This window comes from Caulobacter sp. S45 (assembly GCF_009765965.1).
Classification (GTDB): Bacteria; Pseudomonadota; Alphaproteobacteria; order Caulobacterales; family Caulobacteraceae; genus CAHJWH01.
In genome coordinates this window covers 96,391-113,252 of record NZ_LMUL01000011.1, presented here as the reverse complement: position 1 = coordinate 113,252, position 16,862 = coordinate 96,391, and the positions used below count along the sequence as shown (strand labels likewise).

General features: G+C 60.7%; 13 protein-coding genes. 12 read left to right on the top strand and 1 reads right to left on the bottom strand.

Features of this window, described 5'->3' with window-relative positions; all coding sequences use genetic code 11:
* The first annotated feature begins 164 nt into the window (after positions 1–164).
* The 6 genes from GSQ87_RS06805 (at position 165) to GSQ87_RS06780 (ending at position 9,160) form a co-directional block, all read left to right on the top strand.
* Positions 165–1,742: a TolC family outer membrane protein gene (locus GSQ87_RS06805; protein WP_158914609.1), complete on the top strand. Its 1,578-nt coding sequence runs from the start codon at positions 165–167 to the stop codon at positions 1,740–1,742.
* Between the two features lie 648 nt (positions 1,743–2,390).
* Positions 2,391–3,650: an O-antigen ligase gene (locus GSQ87_RS06800; protein ID WP_158914607.1), complete on the top strand. Its 1,260-nt coding sequence runs from the start codon at positions 2,391–2,393 to the stop codon at positions 3,648–3,650.
* A gap of 181 nt (positions 3,651–3,831) precedes the next feature.
* Positions 3,832–4,404 carry a polysaccharide biosynthesis/export family protein gene (locus tag GSQ87_RS06795; RefSeq protein ID WP_158914605.1) on the top strand — a complete coding sequence of 191 codons (573 nt, stop codon included), beginning with the start codon at positions 3,832–3,834 and terminating at the stop codon, positions 4,402–4,404.
* A 245-nt stretch (positions 4,405–4,649) separates the two neighbouring features.
* On the top strand, positions 4,650–5,891 hold the full coding sequence (locus GSQ87_RS06790; RefSeq protein ID WP_158914603.1) for an outer membrane beta-barrel protein: 1,242 nt from the start codon (positions 4,650–4,652) through the stop codon (positions 5,889–5,891).
* 39 nt (positions 5,892–5,930) lie between these two features.
* A complete protein-coding gene (locus GSQ87_RS06785; RefSeq protein ID WP_158914601.1) occupies positions 5,931–8,159 on the top strand; it encodes a polysaccharide biosynthesis tyrosine autokinase in 2,229 nt (742 codons plus the stop codon).
* A 149-nt stretch (positions 8,160–8,308) separates the two neighbouring features.
* Positions 8,309–9,160 carry a glycosyltransferase family 2 protein gene (locus tag GSQ87_RS06780; RefSeq protein WP_158914599.1) on the top strand — a complete coding sequence of 284 codons (852 nt, stop codon included), beginning with the start codon at positions 8,309–8,311 and terminating at the stop codon, positions 9,158–9,160.
* Positions 9,161–9,233: 73 nt separating this feature from the next.
* Here GSQ87_RS06780 and GSQ87_RS06775 read toward each other — a convergent pair whose 3' ends face one another.
* Positions 9,234–11,117, bottom strand: a complete 1,884-nt coding sequence (locus GSQ87_RS06775; protein ID WP_158914597.1) for an ABC transporter ATP-binding protein — start codon at positions 11,115–11,117, stop codon at positions 9,234–9,236.
* 354 nt (positions 11,118–11,471) lie between these two features.
* Here GSQ87_RS06775 and GSQ87_RS06770 point away from each other — a divergent pair, with 354 nt between their 5' ends.
* The 6 genes from GSQ87_RS06770 to GSQ87_RS06745 all read left to right on the top strand — a co-directional run bounded on the left by GSQ87_RS06770 (position 11,472) and on the right by GSQ87_RS06745 (position 16,814).
* Positions 11,472–11,633: a lasso RiPP family leader peptide-containing protein gene (locus GSQ87_RS06770; protein ID WP_158914595.1), complete on the top strand. Its 162-nt coding sequence runs from the start codon at positions 11,472–11,474 to the stop codon at positions 11,631–11,633.
* A gap of 94 nt (positions 11,634–11,727) precedes the next feature.
* Positions 11,728–12,042, top strand: coding sequence for a PqqD family protein (locus tag GSQ87_RS06765; RefSeq protein ID WP_158914593.1), 315 nt, complete (start codon positions 11,728–11,730; stop codon positions 12,040–12,042).
* Positions 12,026–12,457, top strand: a complete 432-nt coding sequence (locus GSQ87_RS06760) for a lasso peptide biosynthesis B2 protein (protein ID WP_256375874.1) — start codon at positions 12,026–12,028, stop codon at positions 12,455–12,457. Before GSQ87_RS06765 ends, GSQ87_RS06760 begins: the two co-directional genes overlap by 17 nt.
* On the top strand, positions 12,454–14,388 hold the full coding sequence (gene asnB / locus GSQ87_RS06755) for an asparagine synthase (glutamine-hydrolyzing) (RefSeq protein ID WP_158914581.1): 1,935 nt from the start codon (positions 12,454–12,456) through the stop codon (positions 14,386–14,388). The genes GSQ87_RS06760 and asnB overlap by 4 nt, the downstream gene beginning before the upstream one ends.
* 59 nt (positions 14,389–14,447) lie before the next feature.
* Positions 14,448–15,368 carry a serine kinase gene (locus GSQ87_RS06750; RefSeq protein ID WP_158914579.1) on the top strand — a complete coding sequence of 307 codons (921 nt, stop codon included), beginning with the start codon at positions 14,448–14,450 and terminating at the stop codon, positions 15,366–15,368.
* Positions 15,369–15,821: 453 nt separating this feature from the next.
* On the top strand, positions 15,822–16,814 hold the full coding sequence (locus tag GSQ87_RS06745; protein WP_254062796.1) for a nucleotidyltransferase family protein: 993 nt from the start codon (positions 15,822–15,824) through the stop codon (positions 16,812–16,814).
* Positions 16,815–16,862: the final 48 nt, after the last annotated feature.

Genomic DNA, 16,862 nt, shown 5'->3' with positions numbered 1-16,862 from the left:
GATAGGGTAGAAATTGATTCGCTAACATCTCATCCCGCAGCGTCGCCGCGACAGGTCGATGCAAAGTTCGGCCAGATGGTTGTTCCCCTTGGGCAACTCTGCAAAGTGACCTTAGTGGATTCGGCTGATCGGCGGGCCGAGTTATCGGAGGGGATTCGAAGCGAATGCGGTTGGGTTTCACCCACCTTCCAAGGGGCGCTCTGGTTTTTGCGGCCCTGATGCTTGGCGGCGGGCCGAGCCCGGGGTGGGCCGAAACCTTAGCCGATGCGCTCGCCCTGGCTTATCAGTCCAATCCGACGCTCCAAGCGCAACGCGCGCAACTGCGCGCGCTCGACGAAACCTACACTCAGGCGCGATCCGGCTTTGGACCCCAGGCGAGCGCGAACCTCGCCGCTTCGTATACTAAGGAACCAACCAGCAGCTTTACCGGGACCTTCTTTCCTGACGTTCAGCAAGGTCAGGCCAGCGTTACGGTCTCCCAGTCGGTCTACTCGGGTGGTCGCCTATCCGCCAACCTGCGAGCGGCGCGCGCCGGAATCGATAGCGGCCGCGAAAGCCTGCGGTATGCGGAGGCGAACACCCTTTACGCCGTGATCCAGGCCTATGTCGACACCGTGCGCGACTTCGACAGCCTCAAGGTGCGAAGAGGCGCATTTGCTGTCTTTCAGCATCAGCTTGATGAAACCGACGCCCGCTTCAAGGGCGGAGACGCGACCCGCACCGATGTCGCTCAGGCCCGCGCGCAGCTGGAGGCGGAGCGCGCACTCGTGAATTCCGCTGCTGCACAGCTTGAGGCGAGTCGGGCCGAGTATGCGGATGTGGTGGGCCAGAACCCCGGCACACTGATCCAGCCGGCTCCCCTCCCCGGCCTGCCGAAGGCGGTTGACCAAGCGTTCGACCTTGCCGAGCAGGGCAACCCACAACTCCTTCAGGCCATCTACGCCGAAGAGAAGTCACGTGAGCAGATCAGGGCGGCGCGGGCGGCCTACCGACCCAGCGTGTCCGTCCAAGGGACCCTTGGCCTGGTTGGCGGCATTCATCCGTTTCTAGGCAATAGCTATGAGCGGGTCATTTCAGGCCAGCTGGTGCTGACCCAACCGCTTTTCACCTCGGGAATGAACGGCTCGCTAATCCGTCAGGCGCTGGAGCAGAACAACAGCGACCGGGTGAGCATTGAAGCCTCTCGCCGTAGTGTCGTGCAGGCGGTCTCCAACGCCTGGAATGGAATGTTGACGTCCACCGCCAATATCGACGCCGAAAAGGCCCAGGTCGATGCGGCGCAGATAGAGGCCAGCGGGATGCAGGAAGAGTATCTCGCCGGCCTGCGCAGCACGCTGGACGCCCTGGTCGCTGAAGAGACCTTGCGCGATGCTCAGCTCTCACTCATCGCCGCCCGGCACGACGCCTATCTCAATGCGGCGGGCGTGTTGCTCGCCACAGGAGGACTGCAAGCAAACAAGCTGCTGACCAACGTCCCATTGTACAATGCGAGCGCCAATTTCGACGTGGTCAAAAACCGGGGGGCTCTTCCCTGGGAGCCGGTCCTACGCGCGCTGGACAGCACCGGTCAGCCAGGCGCTGGTCAAAGGCCTATTTCAGCGCCGCCCGCGTCCGTCTTGGCGCCGCTCATGGCGCACGCAAGCTCGGAGTCGCCGATCGACGCCTTGGCGACCCAGAGCCGAACAACGCCGATCGCCGGCACGGACGCGAACGATGGCGCAACCGTTCGCCTGCCAAAATGAGAGACAGCTGGCGAAGCCTACGGCGGCATATGGCCTAACGCACTACCTCCGCATCGTGGTTTGCGCTAGAAGCGCCGATATCGTGTGAGGGTGCATGCCTCGGTTCAATCAACTTCTGGCCAGCGGGGTGGCGGTCCTCCTCCTCTCAACTGGGGTGGTCGGCTCTTCGCCGGCGTGGGCGGTCGATCCTGCTTCGCCTACGTCGCTCTCGATTCCGAAGGCCCCAGGTTATGGAGCCATCAGCGTTGCGGGCTATGGTACCTCCGTGCATGGCTATCATGTGCAACCCAAGCCTAAGGCTGACACGGAAGACGAAGACGCCCTGACCGAGGTTGTGGGCGCGTCGCATGCGAAAAAGCTCGCTGCGGTAGCCCCGGCGGCGGTTAGGAAGCGTTCGTTGTATCGGCTTCGCGACGACAGCGGTCTGGTTTGGACCTTCGATCCAGGCACCGGGATGTACCAGAACGAATTGACCGGCCATACCCAATATCAGGCGCCTCCAAGCCATTCGCAAATCGACGGAACCAACTCGTCGCCAGCCAACGGTTCAACCAGTTATGGCTTGAGATCCGGGGCACCTCCGCAATGACGCCAAACCCTGCGCCATCACCGAACTCCTATGCTCGTAGTCCGAGCGATCGCCGGATCGTGGTCCCCTTTTTCGAATGGTGGTTTTGCTTTTTCGCCTTCAATTGCATGCTCTATAGCTACCAGTTACAGACCCTAACCGGATTGGGCCTGCTCGGCTGCCTCGTCTGGCGCGTCGTCGCCGCGCCGAAGGTGAGCGCGCAGACCATTTTTCGCTGCTGGCCGCTTCTCCTGGTCCCGCTCTATGCGATCGCTTCCACTTGCTGGTCCGATGCGCCTGGGCAGACGGCCAAACTCGCCACGGAGTTGATGATTACTGCGCTCCTCGGGTGTTTGATCGGGGGCTTCGTCGACCAACGCAAGGCCGTTTCTGCGCTTATGGCGGCGAGCTTTTTGTTCATGACCGCCTGCGTCTTAGCGGGCGCGCGGCACGCTGGCGACAACGCCCTGATCGGCATTGTCAGATCAAAGAACGCCGTTGCCAGCGTGGCCTGCCTCTTAGTCTTGAGTTCGATCGCCGTTAGCGTCGACGCCCAACAGTCGCGGCGCATGCGCCTTATGGGGCTATGCGGCATCCCACTGGCTGTCGCGACGCTTTTTCTCGCACGCTCCGCTGGCGCAGTCGTCGCCGCGGTGGCCTCGGCGGGCATACTTTTCGCTCTCGCAACTCTTTCCAGGGTTCGCCTTGAATACCGCGTCTTCCTCGTCGCGGGCTTGGCCGTCGCCCTGGCGCCTATCGCATTCGTCGCCAAAACGCTTCCGGCTGCAATTCAGGGCTTCGCGGCCAATGTCCTTCACAAGGACGCTACGCTCACCGGACGAACCTATCTGTGGCGGCGGGCTCACGACTATATCGCCGCCCGGCCCCTTCTAGGTCACGGCTACGGGGCTTTTTGGCGCCAGGGGTCCATCGAAGCCGAGGGATTATGGCGCGCCCTCTATATCAAAAGCCGCATGGGCTTTAATTTCCACAACAGCTTCATAGAAATGTTGGTCAACCTCGGTTGGTCCGGCGAGTGTTTGCTCGTCTTGGCCATTATGGCGGCCCTCGTCGGACTGCTGCGGCAACTCTTTATGAGGCCGCGTCCTTACACCGCCTTTTGGCTGACATTTTTGCTCTATGTCCTCATCCGAGCTCCAACGGAATCGCTCCTGATGGTTCAATTCGATACAGGATCGATGTTATTTTTCGTGGCGGGGGCCACCGCGTTTGGGAAGGTTAGAAACCTCGCCGTCGCCGCGCGCTCGCGCTCGCAAAGCGTTCGCAGGCCATCCGCCGCCCTGCGTCCGGCGACCGCCCTGCACACCCCTTCGCCATAGGTCGAGCCATAAACCGTCCTCGTTCCGGTGAACATGCGTAACGCTTAGCCGCCCCTGGCTCGAGGCGGTCATTCGGGCTAGGGTTTGCTGCGCAACGGCCAGGGGGGCGGGGAGCGCTTCGGAACGATGCATTAAGTCGCGCTAACGTATGCTGTCATGCCAATTTGCGAGTCGCTACGAAATGAAAAACTGGGCCTTGTCCATTGCCGCAACGCTTTGCCTGTTGAGCGTAAGTAGCGTCGCCTACACCGGCGCCGCAAGTGCTGAGCCTCCTGCGGCCGAGGCGGTTGCGACGCCGAACTACACACTCGGGGCGGGCGATAAGGTGCGGATTATCGTCTACGGAGAAGACACCCTGACCGGGGAGTTCTCCATCGCCAGCGACGGCGATCTCTCCTTTCCACTGATCGGCGTCTTGAAAGCAGGCGGACAGACGGTTTCGCAGCTGCAGGTGCAATTGACCAATAAGCTGGCCGCAGGCTATCTCCGCGATCCTCGGGTCAGCATCGAAGTCCTGACCTATCGCCCATATTACATACTCGGAGAAGTCAACAAGCCCGGCGAGTACCCTTACACAGCGGGCCTCACCGTTCTCAACGCTGCGGCCACGGCTTCGGGCTTCACCTATCGGGCGAACATGAAAAACGTCTTCATCAAACATGCCAATGAGTCGGCCGAGCACCGATACAAGCTGACGACCGGTACGCTTGTCGCACCCGGCGACACCATTCGAATCACGGAGCGGTTCTTCTGATCGGATCGCAGACCCAGCACGGCATGAACAGGACGTCCGAGCGCAGCGCTGCAATTCGCAGGGGGGCACGGCAAGGGGGACTATTGGCAAGCTATCGCCATCGGGTGAGACGGGGCGGCTTCAGATGTCGCGAAGCGACAGGCCTCGCGGTCGTCGCGCGAGCGCTTGCGCCGCCGCGCAGGTTTTCGCGGCCGATGCTGACGGGAAATTTTGTTAATCGCCAAGGCTGCCTCCTGGCGATAAATGTGGCGCTGCTCGCCTTGTGCGCCGCCAAGACCGCCCATGCGCAAGATCAGGATATTTTCCGACGCGATCGCAATATCGCCGTCACCGACCGCCCGCAGCCGGAGTATGATCCTCTCGGCCTTCAAGTCGGAAGTTTCTTGGTCTTTCCAAAGTTGACCTCGACCATCACCGATGACGATAATATTTTCGCAACTGCGAATGGGAACAGCGCTGCGGGGATCGTCGACGAACAACTTCAAGTTACAGCACAGTCAAACTGGTCGCGAAACCTTGTCTTGCTAAAAGCGAAGATAGATCGGCAGCAATATCTAAGCTTCAGCGAAGAAAGCACGACCAGCTACGAGCTCCAAGGGTTTGGACGTCTCGACTTGGATCACGCCAGTAAAGTTAGCGGCAATTTGGATTACCAACAAGACGTGGAGCCCCGCTCTGACGAAACGGCTCCGACTTCGGCGCGCACCCCAGTGCAATACAGCGTCATCGCCGGGGACCTGAACGGCTATAGAGATTTTAGCCGATTCCGAGCCACTCTCGACGGTTCGTTTGATCATTACGATTACACAAATTCAACGACGTTTACCGGCGCAACTCTGGAAGAGAATCAGCGAAACGTGCTCGAGCTGAAGCTTCGCGGCCAAGCTGACTATGCGTTAAGCCCAAACACCTCTGTATACGTCGCCCTGACCGGAAACGATCGGGATTATGATATCAAGCCGCCGGTCGCGCCTTACGATCCAGGAAGCTCGGGATACGAACTCCTTGGCGGGGCGAGCTTCGATCTCACCCGGCTTGTAAGGGGAAAGATCGAGGTCGGATATCTAGATCAACATTTCGTCGATCGGGTCACCCCGGATATGTCCGGACCGACCGTGCACGGCAACCTTCAGTACTTCCCTACGGAACTGACAACTGTAAGCCTGAAGCTCTCTCGTGACGTCGACAATAGCGGCCTGATACTGACCCCAGCCTACTTGGCCAACAGCGCGACGCTAAAAGTCGATCACGAGCTGCTTAGAAATGTCATTCTGACTGCGAGCGGGAGTATGGAATACGATACGTTTGGATCCTTAGACCGCCTGGATCGTCGCATCGGCGCGACCGCGGGGGTAGTCTACAAGATGAACCGATCAGTCAATTTCGATCTGACTTATACACTGCTGAAGTTGATTACGACAGGGGCGGCGCGCGGAACGGATTTCAATATCGATACGCTCGCCTTCGCGATAGTTCTGCAAAGATGAATTTTCCTCGACGCACCCTGCAAGTCTGTGAGGACTAAGATGGTTGAGACTAGCGGCCTTTCCCAACAACGCTCGCACCACGCGGCCGCTCAGCACGGCGGCGGAGACCTGCTGCCCTTCGACCCGCGTCGTGTGGTCTCGGCTTTCCTGCGGCACTGGAAGGTGTTCCTCGCCGTCGCCCTCGCCGTGGTCGCATTGACGACCTACATGTCCTCGCGCGCCACTCGAGTTTACTCGGCGATGGCGAGCCTGGAGGTGCAGCCTGCCGTCCAGCAGATCATTAAGGATCAGGACGTTAGCGAAGCGCTTCCCCCAGATTCCTCGGTCGTCGACACCGAGGTTGAGGTGCTTAACTCACCGTCGATCGCGGCTTATGTGGCCGACAAACTGAACCTGTATGCGGATCCCGAGTTCGACTCGGCGATTCTCGTTCGAGATCCGCATAATAAAAAGATCATGAGACTTCCAGCCGTGCTGCCTACGCCGGCCACGATTTCCCCTTTGATTAAGGAGCGGGTGGTCAGCACGTTGCAATCGGCGGTCCGGGTGCAGCGCGCCGGATTGACCTACGTGATCACGATCGTCGCTTCGTCGACCGATCCCGCCAAGGCCGCGAGGATCGCCAATAGCTATGGCCAAGCCTTCATCGACACTCAGTTGAGCACGAAATTCGATGCGACCCGCACCGCCAATCAATGGCTTACCGAGCGGCTGACCAAGCTCCAGAACGATCTGCAGGCGGCTGACGCGCAGGTCCAGCAGTACAAAGTGGCCCACGGCCTCCTAAGCGCGGAAGGCGCGACGTTGGCTGAGCAGGAGGTCTCTACATTAAGCCAGGAGATCGCTCAGGCGCGCGCCGATGTGGCCGAAAAGAAGGCCGCCGAAAGCACCGCCGTGGCGCAATTGAGCACGGGCGGTGGAGGAAGCGACGTCACCGCGGTTGAGGAATCCGACGTCATCCGCAATCTTCGCGCCCAGGAAGCCGACGCAAACCGCAATCTGGCCGAACTGAGCACGCGATACGGCCCGATGCATCCCGATGTGCAAAAGGCGAACAACCGCCTTCGCGCCGTTCAACATAATATCGAGATCGAAACGCAGAGCATTCGCTCCAACCTGCGCGCCCAGGTCGCCGTCGCCGAGCAACGCCTTGCTTCGCTCACTCAAAGCCAAGGCGGCGCCAAGGGGTCGTTAGCGTCCAACACGCAAGCGCAGGTGGAGCTCAACGAACTGCAGCGCAAGGCCGACGCCAATCGCGCCATCTACGAAGCCTTTCTGAACCGGTCGAAGGAGACCGCAGCTGAACAGGGCATTCAGCAGCCGACGGCGCGGCTGTTCTCCCCCGCAACCGTTCCGACCACTCCGTCGTCTCCGAAAATCAAATTGGCGATCGTTTTCGGCGCGGTTTTCGGCGCGATGTGCGGCGTCATCGCCGTCGCTATGCTGGAGATCTTGGACTCAGCGATCAGGACCGGCACCGATGTGACCGAGAAGCTGGGCTTGCCCTATGCGGGGGGGCTGCCGACGCCGGCGTCGACGGGCCGGCTCAAGGGCAAGGAGCGCAAGATGGAGCCTCAGGACTATCTGATCGCTCGCCCGCTCTCGAGCTTTGCAGAAAGTTTCCGAAACCTGCGCGCCTTCCTGCTGTTGTCGAGCGACAGCTCAGCGGCACCGAAGGTGATCGCTGTCACCTCCTCGCTGCCCGCCGAGGGCAAGAGCGTCACTTCGTTCTGCCTGATGCGCACGATGGCCTTGGCGGGGGCCAAAACCGTTCTGATCGACTGCGACCTGCGCCGCCGCGGCGCGACGCAATTTACCGGACGGACGGAGGTCGGAATCGTCGAGGTTCTCGAAGGCAAGGCGAGCCTGAAGGATGCTCTGGTGCATGACGAAGCGAGCGGAGGGTGGGTCCTTCCCGCGTCGAGCGCTCCGGTCGGGCAGAAGGATCTATTCAGCACTCGCGAAATGGCGCAGCTTCTAGCCCAGCTGACCCAGAGCTTCGACCATGTGATTTTGGACACGCCGCCAACCTTGGCCGTGGCTGACGCGCGCGTGCTGTCGGCGCGGGCGGACGCAGTTCTGTTCGTTGTGCAGTGGAGCCGCACGCCCAGCCAAGCTGTCGAGAATGCTCTAACCGCGCTTCACAACGCCGGCGCGCGTATCGCCGGGGTCGCCCTCACCCAGGTGAATTTGCGCGAGCAAAGGCGATCTGGCTACGGCGATAGCGCTTACTATTACGGTGCCGTTCGCAACTATTACGTCAACTAAGCGCCCAAGAGCGACCTGCGATCGATAGCTGATTTCGGCCATGCAGCGGCTCGCTGCGAGCGGTGGCAAGACCCCTCGCATCCGAGCCCTGACCATATCGGAAGCGGTGTCGCGCGCGTTGCGATGGCTTCACAGAGCTGGGGAATAGGATGAGCAATTCCACCTGGGCTCGCGAGGCCGCCTATCGGCTATCGAACGGGGTGCGCGCGCGGGCGGCGGCGATCGCTGTGTCCCGAGCCTCACAGAAATCCGAGACCGCTAGGTTCCCGGATGGTCAGCTGGTGGTCTCACTTACCTCGTATCCGCCTCGGTTCGCGACGTTGGACCTTACTTTGAGGTCGTTGCTGCTGCAGACGGTTCAGCCGGACCACGTGGTTCTGTGGATCGCCAATCAGGATATGGACGCGCTGCCGAAGGAGGTTCGACGCCTCGAGAGTTGGAACCTCGAGATTAAGGCGACAGCTGATTTGCGCAGCTACAAGAAGATCATCCCTGCCTTAGCCGCATTCCCAAGCGCCTATATCGTGACCGCCGACGACGACGTGTACTATCCGCCCAATTGGCTCTCGACCTTGGTGGACGCTGTCGATCCAATAAATCCCCACATCGCCTGTCACCGCGGCCATATGCCTGCCTTCGAGCTAAGCGGAGCCATGTCGCCCTACGCTAAATGGCGCTGGAACGTCTCGTGTGCGGAGGGCTCCCAAATCCTCTTTCCCACGGGGGTCGGGGGGGTGATGTACCCGCCTAACAGCCTGGCCCGCGAGGTTATGGACGAAGAAACCTTCCTCAGCCTTTGTCCCAGCGCAGATGACGTTTGGTTGTACTTCATGGGGCGATTGGCCGACGCACGCTACAGGACGACGGCCGAGCCATTTCGAATTTTGAATTGGCCGCGGTCGCAGAAGGAGAGCCTTCACTCCAAAAACGTCGTCGACAACGCCAATGATGTCCAAATCCGCGCGATGGAGCGGCGCTTCGGCGTCCTGCCGTCACGATAGCCCAGATGGACGCCGGGGGAGATCAGGCGGCTCGTTGGCTCTTGGTTTGCCTTTGCCAGACGTCAGGCAAAGATCACCCCCCGGAGGTGCTCAACTGCCCATCGTCCTCCAAGTCCCCAGCGCCCGGAGCGCTTCCTATGTCGTGCTCGCCGGCAATGAGGCGGCTCAAATAGCTCCCGGGCGTGTCGCGCAATTGATTGTAGGGTCCCGTTTCGACAACTTTCCCATCGTCGATCGACACCACCCAGTCCGCCATGGCGATCATAGACGCACGGTGGGCGATCGTAATCACGGTCATCGAGCCGCGTAGGCTCTCGATTGACCGCGCGATGAGGGTTTGGCTCTCCCAATCCAAAGCGCTCGTCGCTTCGTCGAGGATGAGCAGCTCCGGCTTGCGCAGAAGGCCCCGAGCGAGCGCGATCCGTTGACGCTCTCCACCGGAAAGCCGAATGCCGCGATCGCCGACCACAGCCTCAAGCTCTCCGTCTAGGCGTCGCACGATCGAAGCCGCCTGGGCGGCCTCAAGCGCCTCCCACATCATCGCCGGCGTCGCGTCTGGAACGGCGAGCCTGAGATTTTCGGCGATGGTGTCATGCAAGAGGAAGACATCCTGGGGAACATAAGCGACCTGATCTCGCCAGGCTTCACGGTTGGCCGGACCCAGCCTGCGGGTGTCGGTCCAGATCGTGCCTCCTGTCGGCTGCAAAAGTCCAAGCACCAAGTCTGCGATCGTGCTCTTACCGCTTCCCGACGGTCCGATCAGCGCGGTGATGCAGCTGGCTGGGATCATAAAAGAAACCTTGGCCAAGGTCCCAACGCTGGTCCCGTCGCCAGAGCTGTAATGGAAGGAGACATTGTCGAAACGGACCGCCCCAACCAAACGTCGCTCCCGCCCAGCGCCGCTCGGCGCCTCTTCTCGCTGAGCGTCGCAGCTCAGCTGCAGGGCGTGCATCGCTTGGAAGGCTCCCGCGTTGGACATCGCGTCCTGCATGCTGGACTGGAGCGAGTTGAAGCGGGGCGATATGCGCATGAACAGGAAGATCAGCACGACAATTTTTGCGAGCGGCAACTCGAACACCCGCGTGGCGATAAAGATGAACGCCGCGGCACCGATTGCGCTTGTGACCTGGAAAACAATGTTGCCGGTCGTCGATATGCGGATGAAACGTAATGCGTCTTTGCGCATTCCGGTCAGGGTCGCGTCCAGCCGATGCACGTAGCGGGACTCGGCGTTGAAGCTTCTCGCGATCTTCATCCCAGATAGGAACTCCGATACGATTCGATACTGCTCCTGTCGCTGCCCTGTCAGGGTCGCCCCATAACTGGCCGCACGGTTGCGGATCGGGCGAAGCGCCACCAATCCGACTCCCCCGACGACCGCCGCAAACACGGTCATGCCTGGCGAGATGAGCAGACACACCAACGTATAGACTAATAGAATGACCAGGGCCTGGACGAACGCGAGGATTTGCCCGACAGCCATCTGAACACGGTCGATATCGGCGGTGAGGGCGTGGTTTAAATCGGACGAGCGGGTGTTGAGTAGGTACGTCCACTTTGCGCGAGTTATGCTCTCGAACAAAGACACGCGCATATGATTTACCACGCCATACAGCAAGTCCGCCGTGTATATTGTGCGAAATCGCGAGAAAAATACCTGACCAAAGGTAAGCAGGATAAAAGCGACCAGGACGGGGACCAAGCCTGCCTTTCCCACGGCCAACCGGGGCGCAATGTTGCCGAGAAGGCTCACTCCAACCGCGACGGTATGTTGATGGGGCGCGGCCAGCTGCAGCATTGGGATCAGAAGCAGGACCGACGCCCCTTCCGTAAGGCTCCCTAGCAACAAAAACAGCAGGGCATAGGTAACTTTGCGGCCCGCGAGGCGGACAACGTAACTCGCTAACAGCAGCGCTCCCGATCCCTCCAAACGGCTATTTGTCAGTCCGAGACGCATATCGCCTTGCCCATGCTTGAAAACGTCCCTTCGCGGGCGTCGGTATTGTGACTAGCCGCCTTGCGAACCCATGTTCAGGGCTGCCGGCGACAACGCCCTCTCTTCGGCCCAAGCTACCGCCGAGTCGGTCGGGGCGCCGGTTTGCTGTAACCTAGCCCGAAGGTCCGACCGAACGCTTGGGTGCGACCATTCGATCCGCATTCTCTATAGCATCCCAACACTTAATATTTAATATTCCCGTGTAGAGTGAAAAACTATAGATCCGAGGCCACAACACTTGACTCGGAGCAGCATCTCCGACACAGAGGCTTAACGCTCTCTTAACCGGAGACGTGAACCCACGTGGAGGCTCAAATGCAAGACATCCGTAGCGCTTACCAAGCTCCGTCCTTCGAGAAGGTCGGCACCTTCGAAGCCATCACTCAAGCTGGCGTCAACGGCACGAAGTTCGACGGCAATTTCGCCGCCGGCCAACCCGTGCCCTTCACCGGCGGCAAGCCGGCGATCTTCTCCTAAGGGTCGCTTTGCCGTTGGATAGATCGCGGCGCGGGACATAAGTCCTGCGCCGCTTTTTGCGTTTTTCGAACTATCGGGACGATGAGGCTTCGGTTTGAGCAAGGTTGATATCGACGGCGGCAGCCAACTCTCCGGCCTGATCACGGCTGATCCGGAGGTCGTCTCCTGCGAGTTGGCGGACGGCGCGGCGTTACTGGATCTGCGTTCCAGCACCTACTTCAGCTTGAACGAGGCTGGGGCCTTTATGTGGGCTGCGCTCGCAACGCCCTGCACCACGCACGATCTCATCGACAAGGTCCATCAGCACTACGCTGTGAGCCGTCCGCAATGCGCCAGCGATGTCACCGCTTGGCTGGAGAAGTTGGCCGACGCCAATTTGTTGAGGATCGAGGATGCACCCGCCTCGTAAGCTTCGCATCCCTAGCGTCGGTGACGCCGTTTTTCTGACGGGTTGCCTACTCACCGTCGCAGCCTTCCGCATGGCGCTGTTTCTCGCGCCGTATCGCCACATTCGCAAGCTAATGCCCGCCCGTGCGAGCGCGGCTCCTCCCGCCTGGAAGATGCGGCGCGTTCACTGGGGAGTCTCCGCTGCCGCGCGTTTGGTGCCTCGCGCCACCTGCCTGACCCAGGCTCTAGCCGGACAGTATCTGCTCGCCTGCCGAGGCTACCGCACGGAGATGCGCATCGGCGCGGCCCGCGGCGCATCAGGCGAGTTTTCGGCCCATGCGTGGCTCATCAGCGGTGATGTGGTCATCCTTGGCGGCACGCCCAGCGACCTCGCCCGCTTTTCCCAACTCGCGGATCTGGCGCCGCGATCGACGTGAGTGGCGTCTTTGGTCGGATTGACCTTAGTCGAAGCGGCGACGCCTCGGCCGCGATGGCTCGGCTTCAGTCCGCCTTGAGCCACCGGGGGCCTGACGGAACCGGCCGCTGGACTTCGGGCCGGGCTGAGCTTGGCCATCACCTGTTGGCCACACTTCCTGGGCATCGCTCGGCTCCCCAACCGCTCGTAAAATCCGAGCTCGTGCTGACGGCGGACGTGCGACTAGACAATCGAGCGGAGCTCTCGCAGCGACTCGACGTCGACGAGCTGGCGATGTCCGACGCCGAGCTTATTCTTGCTGCGTATCAGACTTGGAGCGAGGGTTGCACCGACTATCTGCTCGGCGATTTCGCGTTCGCCGTCTGGGACGAGCGTAAAGGGACGCTGTTCTGCGCGCGCGACCATTTCGGCGTTAAACCGTTTTATTACACCGTAACAGAAACCGAGTTTCTGTTTTCCTCTGAAGTGGCCGCACTCGCGCGCGTCGTCGGCGCCGCCAGTGCAGTGGACGAAGCTTGGCTGGCCGACTTCATCACCGGCGCGGCGTGCGACCAGGAATCGACCCTATATAAAACCATCAAACGTCTAGCCCCGGCGCATTGTTTGACGGTGGCGCCGGATGGCGTGTCATTACGGCGATATTGGGGATTAAAGCTCGCCGCCCCCGAGACCCCGGCTGCGCCCTATGCGGAGTTTCGGCGGCTTTTCACCCAGAGTGTCGCCTGTCGCCTTCCGGCTTCCAAAAAGCTTGGAGCGATGTTGAGCGGTGGGCTGGATTCCTCCTCCATCGCCAGGGTGGCGGCTGAATGTCTGAGCCAGTCCCATAGCCCCCCCCTGATCACCTTCTCAGCTGTCTTTGACGAAACGCCTCAGTGGAATGAACGACCGTTCATCGAGGCGGCTCTGGATGGCGGCGCGATAACACCTGTATTCGTCCCATCGGATCATCACGATCCATTCGATGGGTTTGAACAGGTTCTCGGTGAACAGGGATGCCCGTTCTTCGCGCCCAGTTTGATGATCAACCGGCGCATCCACCACGCCGCAGCGATGCAGGGCGTGAACGTCTTATTGGATGGGCACGGCGGCGACGAGGTCGTGTCGTTCGGCTATGGCCGCCTGGTGGAGCTTGCGATCGCTTCCAAGTGGTTGCGGCTCTGGATGGAAGTGAACGGCTTGGCCGCGACCTACGGCGGCAACGCGACCCTGGTCGTTTGGAACTATTTCAAGCGCTACAGTCGCGTCGGCGACGTGGCTCGCCGGATCAAGAGGCGCTTGAAATCATCCAACAGCTCGTCCGACGTTGGAACTCCCCGCCCCGCACCTGTCTTGGCCGCCGGCCGCCTTGCCTCGGCGACCGACAGTGCCACACGGTGGCGGCGGTGGGCGTCGCTTGAGCCCGACATGATGATGTCTGAAGGCGAGCGGCATCTCGCGTTGATGACATCCAACCTGAACGCCTATGCCTTCGAAGTTCTGGACGTGGTTGCGGCGCGGGCCGGCGTGGAGTGCCGCTATCCGTTCTGGGACAAGCGGTTAGTGGAATTTTGCCTTGCCCTGCCTTCGGACGAAAAGCTTCGGCGCGGTTGGGGGCGCTACGTCATGCGTATGGGGTTGGCCGGGGTCTTGCCTGAAGCGATCCGCTGGCGGCGCGACAAGTTCGATTTCGGACCCCACATCGTCAACGGGCTGATCACGTACAATCAGTCATTGCTGGATCTTTTGATCTTAGAAGACAGCGAAGAAATGAGCGGCTGGATTAACCTAGAAGTAGCGCGCGGCGCCTATGATCGCGTTCGAAAAGCAGGGGTGAAGGCCGACGGGGGAGACGTACAAATGGTGTGGCGCACTGCCGCCATAGCCCTATGGCGGCGCAACGAGACATTTCGTTCGGCTGAATCGTCGATGCAGGCGGCGCCTTCCGTGGCTTAGGTGATCGCGCAGGCCGACGTCACTGGTCGTTTGTAACTTCTATCAAGGTCGAATTGCATATGAGCGATCAAGTGACGCCGTTAGCCCGTTATTTCGCCTATGGTATGGTCGTCGCGTCCGAGCTCCCCATGCCCGAATTCGAAATCTACACCGGCGAGAACTCGGCAGATCTTACCATCTCTGTCCTAGAGGGATTTGCATCCTTAGATGCCGAGGCGGGCACGCAATTCACATTCGGTGAGGACGTGCAGCATCTTGCGTGGCCGACAGTGGGCGCGTTCACGATCTATGGCGTCAACCGTATCGACGTCATGCGCGAGGCGGGGGTTGAAGATAGCCTACTGCGCCTACCGCTGATCGGTCCTGTACTTGCTCTTCTCCTTCACCTGCGGGGCTTGGTTGTTTTGCATGCCAGCGCCGTCGGGTTTGGCGACCAAGCGGTGGTCTTCATGGGCGACAAGGGGGCGGGCAAATCCACAACGGCGGCCGCTCTCGTTGCGATGGGCCACCGTCTAATCGCTGACGATATCGTTGCAATCGACGTCTCTCATCCACAGAGTCCAGTCGTCGTCCCCGGCTTTCCCCAGATGAAGGTCGATCGCGCCCTGCCCGCCAGCTTTCGCGTTCAAAACAGTGTTGCGCTGGAGGATCCGGTTCCCGATTTTCCAAAGCAGCTTCGTCGGCTGACAGCGGGCTTTTCCAATGAAACGGCCCATCCAGGCCGTTTTTTTGTCCTGGATCGCGGAGGCGAACCTGCCGTGGCCCCTATGGCGCCGGCGGACGCATTGAAATCGCTCATGCGCTTCTCCTACATGAGCCGCTTCCCCACCCGTCCCCGAGGCCCCGCTGAAGCCACCCGCCAGCTAAAGGCGTTCGCCGGACTTTCTTCATCAGGGTCCGTCCGTCGACTGCGTTTAGCGGATGACCTCGAAAGAATTAGGGAGGCCTCAGCAATCATTAGGTCGGATTTGTTACTTTAAAGGTCTCGACGGCTAGCATGCCGGTCCCGGTCATTTCAGCTATTCCGGTCAGTCGTTTCCCGACCCTGCTGACCTCCGGCGACGAGGCAAGCTAAACGCCAGGTCAGCTTAAACGTTGTCGACGCGGGGTTGACTGGACCTAGACCTCGCCAAAATGGGGCAAGGGGGAGCGCGACGGGCGCGCGCTGCGCGCTGGCATGGATCTTGAAGGTTTCAGACGCGTTCGGATCGTAAGCGGTGCAGCGTTTCTGGAGGTAAGGGGAGAATCAGCTGAGCTCGACATCAGACATCGCCATCTCAGCTTCGCTGTCGCCGCAGCGCCGCATTGCGCGCCCGCTGGTTGTAACCGCGCCGTCGGGCGCTGCGGTATTAGACCTGGACCCTGGGATAAGCCTCGCCCTTGAACTCGTGAGGGCGGCGCTGCTCAAGACGCCTGCGCGCGTTGACTTGGCGGTGGTCGACACCCATGGCCAGGAGGCGCTGGGCGATCTGCTCCGGCATAACCGGTTGGCCGTTTTGATGGCGCGCGGCTTGGCGCGCGACATGACGCTCCCCGACCGGCTGAAGACAATCGTAGCGGAGAGCCGAACCCTCGCGCTTCAATTCAATTCAAGAAACCTGCTGACGATTCGCACGCTGGCGCCGATGCTCAGTGCGGCTTCGATTCCCTTTGTCGTAATTAAAGGCCCGCTCGCTCAGCAACTGGCGTACGGCGACTTCTTCGCCAAGCCCTCGTCGGATGTCGACGTTCTCGTGTCGAACGAGGTCTTCGTCTCGGCCCGAAACTGCGTCCTAGGCGCAGGCTACGAGCTCCCAGAGCCGTGCGCATCGCCCTGGTGGCGCATCTTCCTGGGCGAGCAACACTTGCTGACCGACAATGTCTCGCTCGCCACGGTCGATCTGCACCATCGCACTCAGCAGCCCGGCTGTCCGACTCCGCGTCGGCCAGCGCTCTTCTTGACTGAACCTCATCTTGTGCGGTTGGGCGAAATCGAGGTCCCGATCCTTTCGAAAATAAACGCCATACTCCTCGCCTGTGTCAGTGTCGCCAAGGCGCTGGTGCATCGAGAACCCGCAGGCGGCTACGCCGCCGACATCGCCGCTCAGCTGCTCGCCCTGAGCCCACTGGAATTGCAAGGCCTCTTCGTCGCGGCGATCGAACAACGGCTGTCGAGCACCCTTCACCTCGGGTTGAGAGCCGCTGCGCTCATGTTCGGGATCTGTGTCCAGTTTCCAAAGACGCCGCGCGTCGTCCTAGATGCTATTTCCGATCGCGGCCTGCTTTCGATGCTTCTCACCCCCGCCGCCGACGACGTCGGCTGGCCCAAACGACGGGCGCTGCTGTGGGCGCTGTGCGACGCCAAGTTCCAATATCCGGTGGAGGTGGGTTGGGCGTTGTCTTCGGAGATCTGCCGCCGAATATACAACGCGGGTGAAGGTGAATAGTCCGGGGTGGTCAGTGACCGCGCCGCCGGCCCATGGCGCTCGGTGGAG

Excerpts from the sequence above, each read along its gene's own strand:
- GSQ87_RS06805 (WP_158914609.1), top strand. The coding sequence starts at position 165 with ATGCGGTTGGGTTTCACCCACCTTCCAAGGGGCGCTCTGGTTTTTGCG.
- GSQ87_RS06795 (WP_158914605.1), top strand. The coding sequence starts at position 3,832 with ATGAAAAACTGGGCCTTGTCCATTGCCGCAACGCTTTGCCTGTTGAGC.
- GSQ87_RS06785 (WP_158914601.1), top strand. The coding sequence starts at position 5,931 with ATGGTTGAGACTAGCGGCCTTTCCCAACAACGCTCGCACCACGCGGCC.
- GSQ87_RS06780 (WP_158914599.1), top strand. The coding sequence starts at position 8,309 with ATGAGCAATTCCACCTGGGCTCGCGAGGCCGCCTATCGGCTATCGAAC.
- GSQ87_RS06775 (WP_158914597.1), bottom strand. The coding sequence starts at position 11,117 with ATGCGTCTCGGACTGACAAATAGCCGTTTGGAGGGATCGGGAGCGCTG.
- GSQ87_RS06770 (WP_158914595.1), top strand. The coding sequence starts at position 11,472 with ATGCAAGACATCCGTAGCGCTTACCAAGCTCCGTCCTTCGAGAAGGTC.
- GSQ87_RS06760 (WP_256375874.1), top strand. The coding sequence starts at position 12,026 with ATGCACCCGCCTCGTAAGCTTCGCATCCCTAGCGTCGGTGACGCCGTT.
- GSQ87_RS06750 (WP_158914579.1), top strand. The coding sequence starts at position 14,448 with ATGAGCGATCAAGTGACGCCGTTAGCCCGTTATTTCGCCTATGGTATG.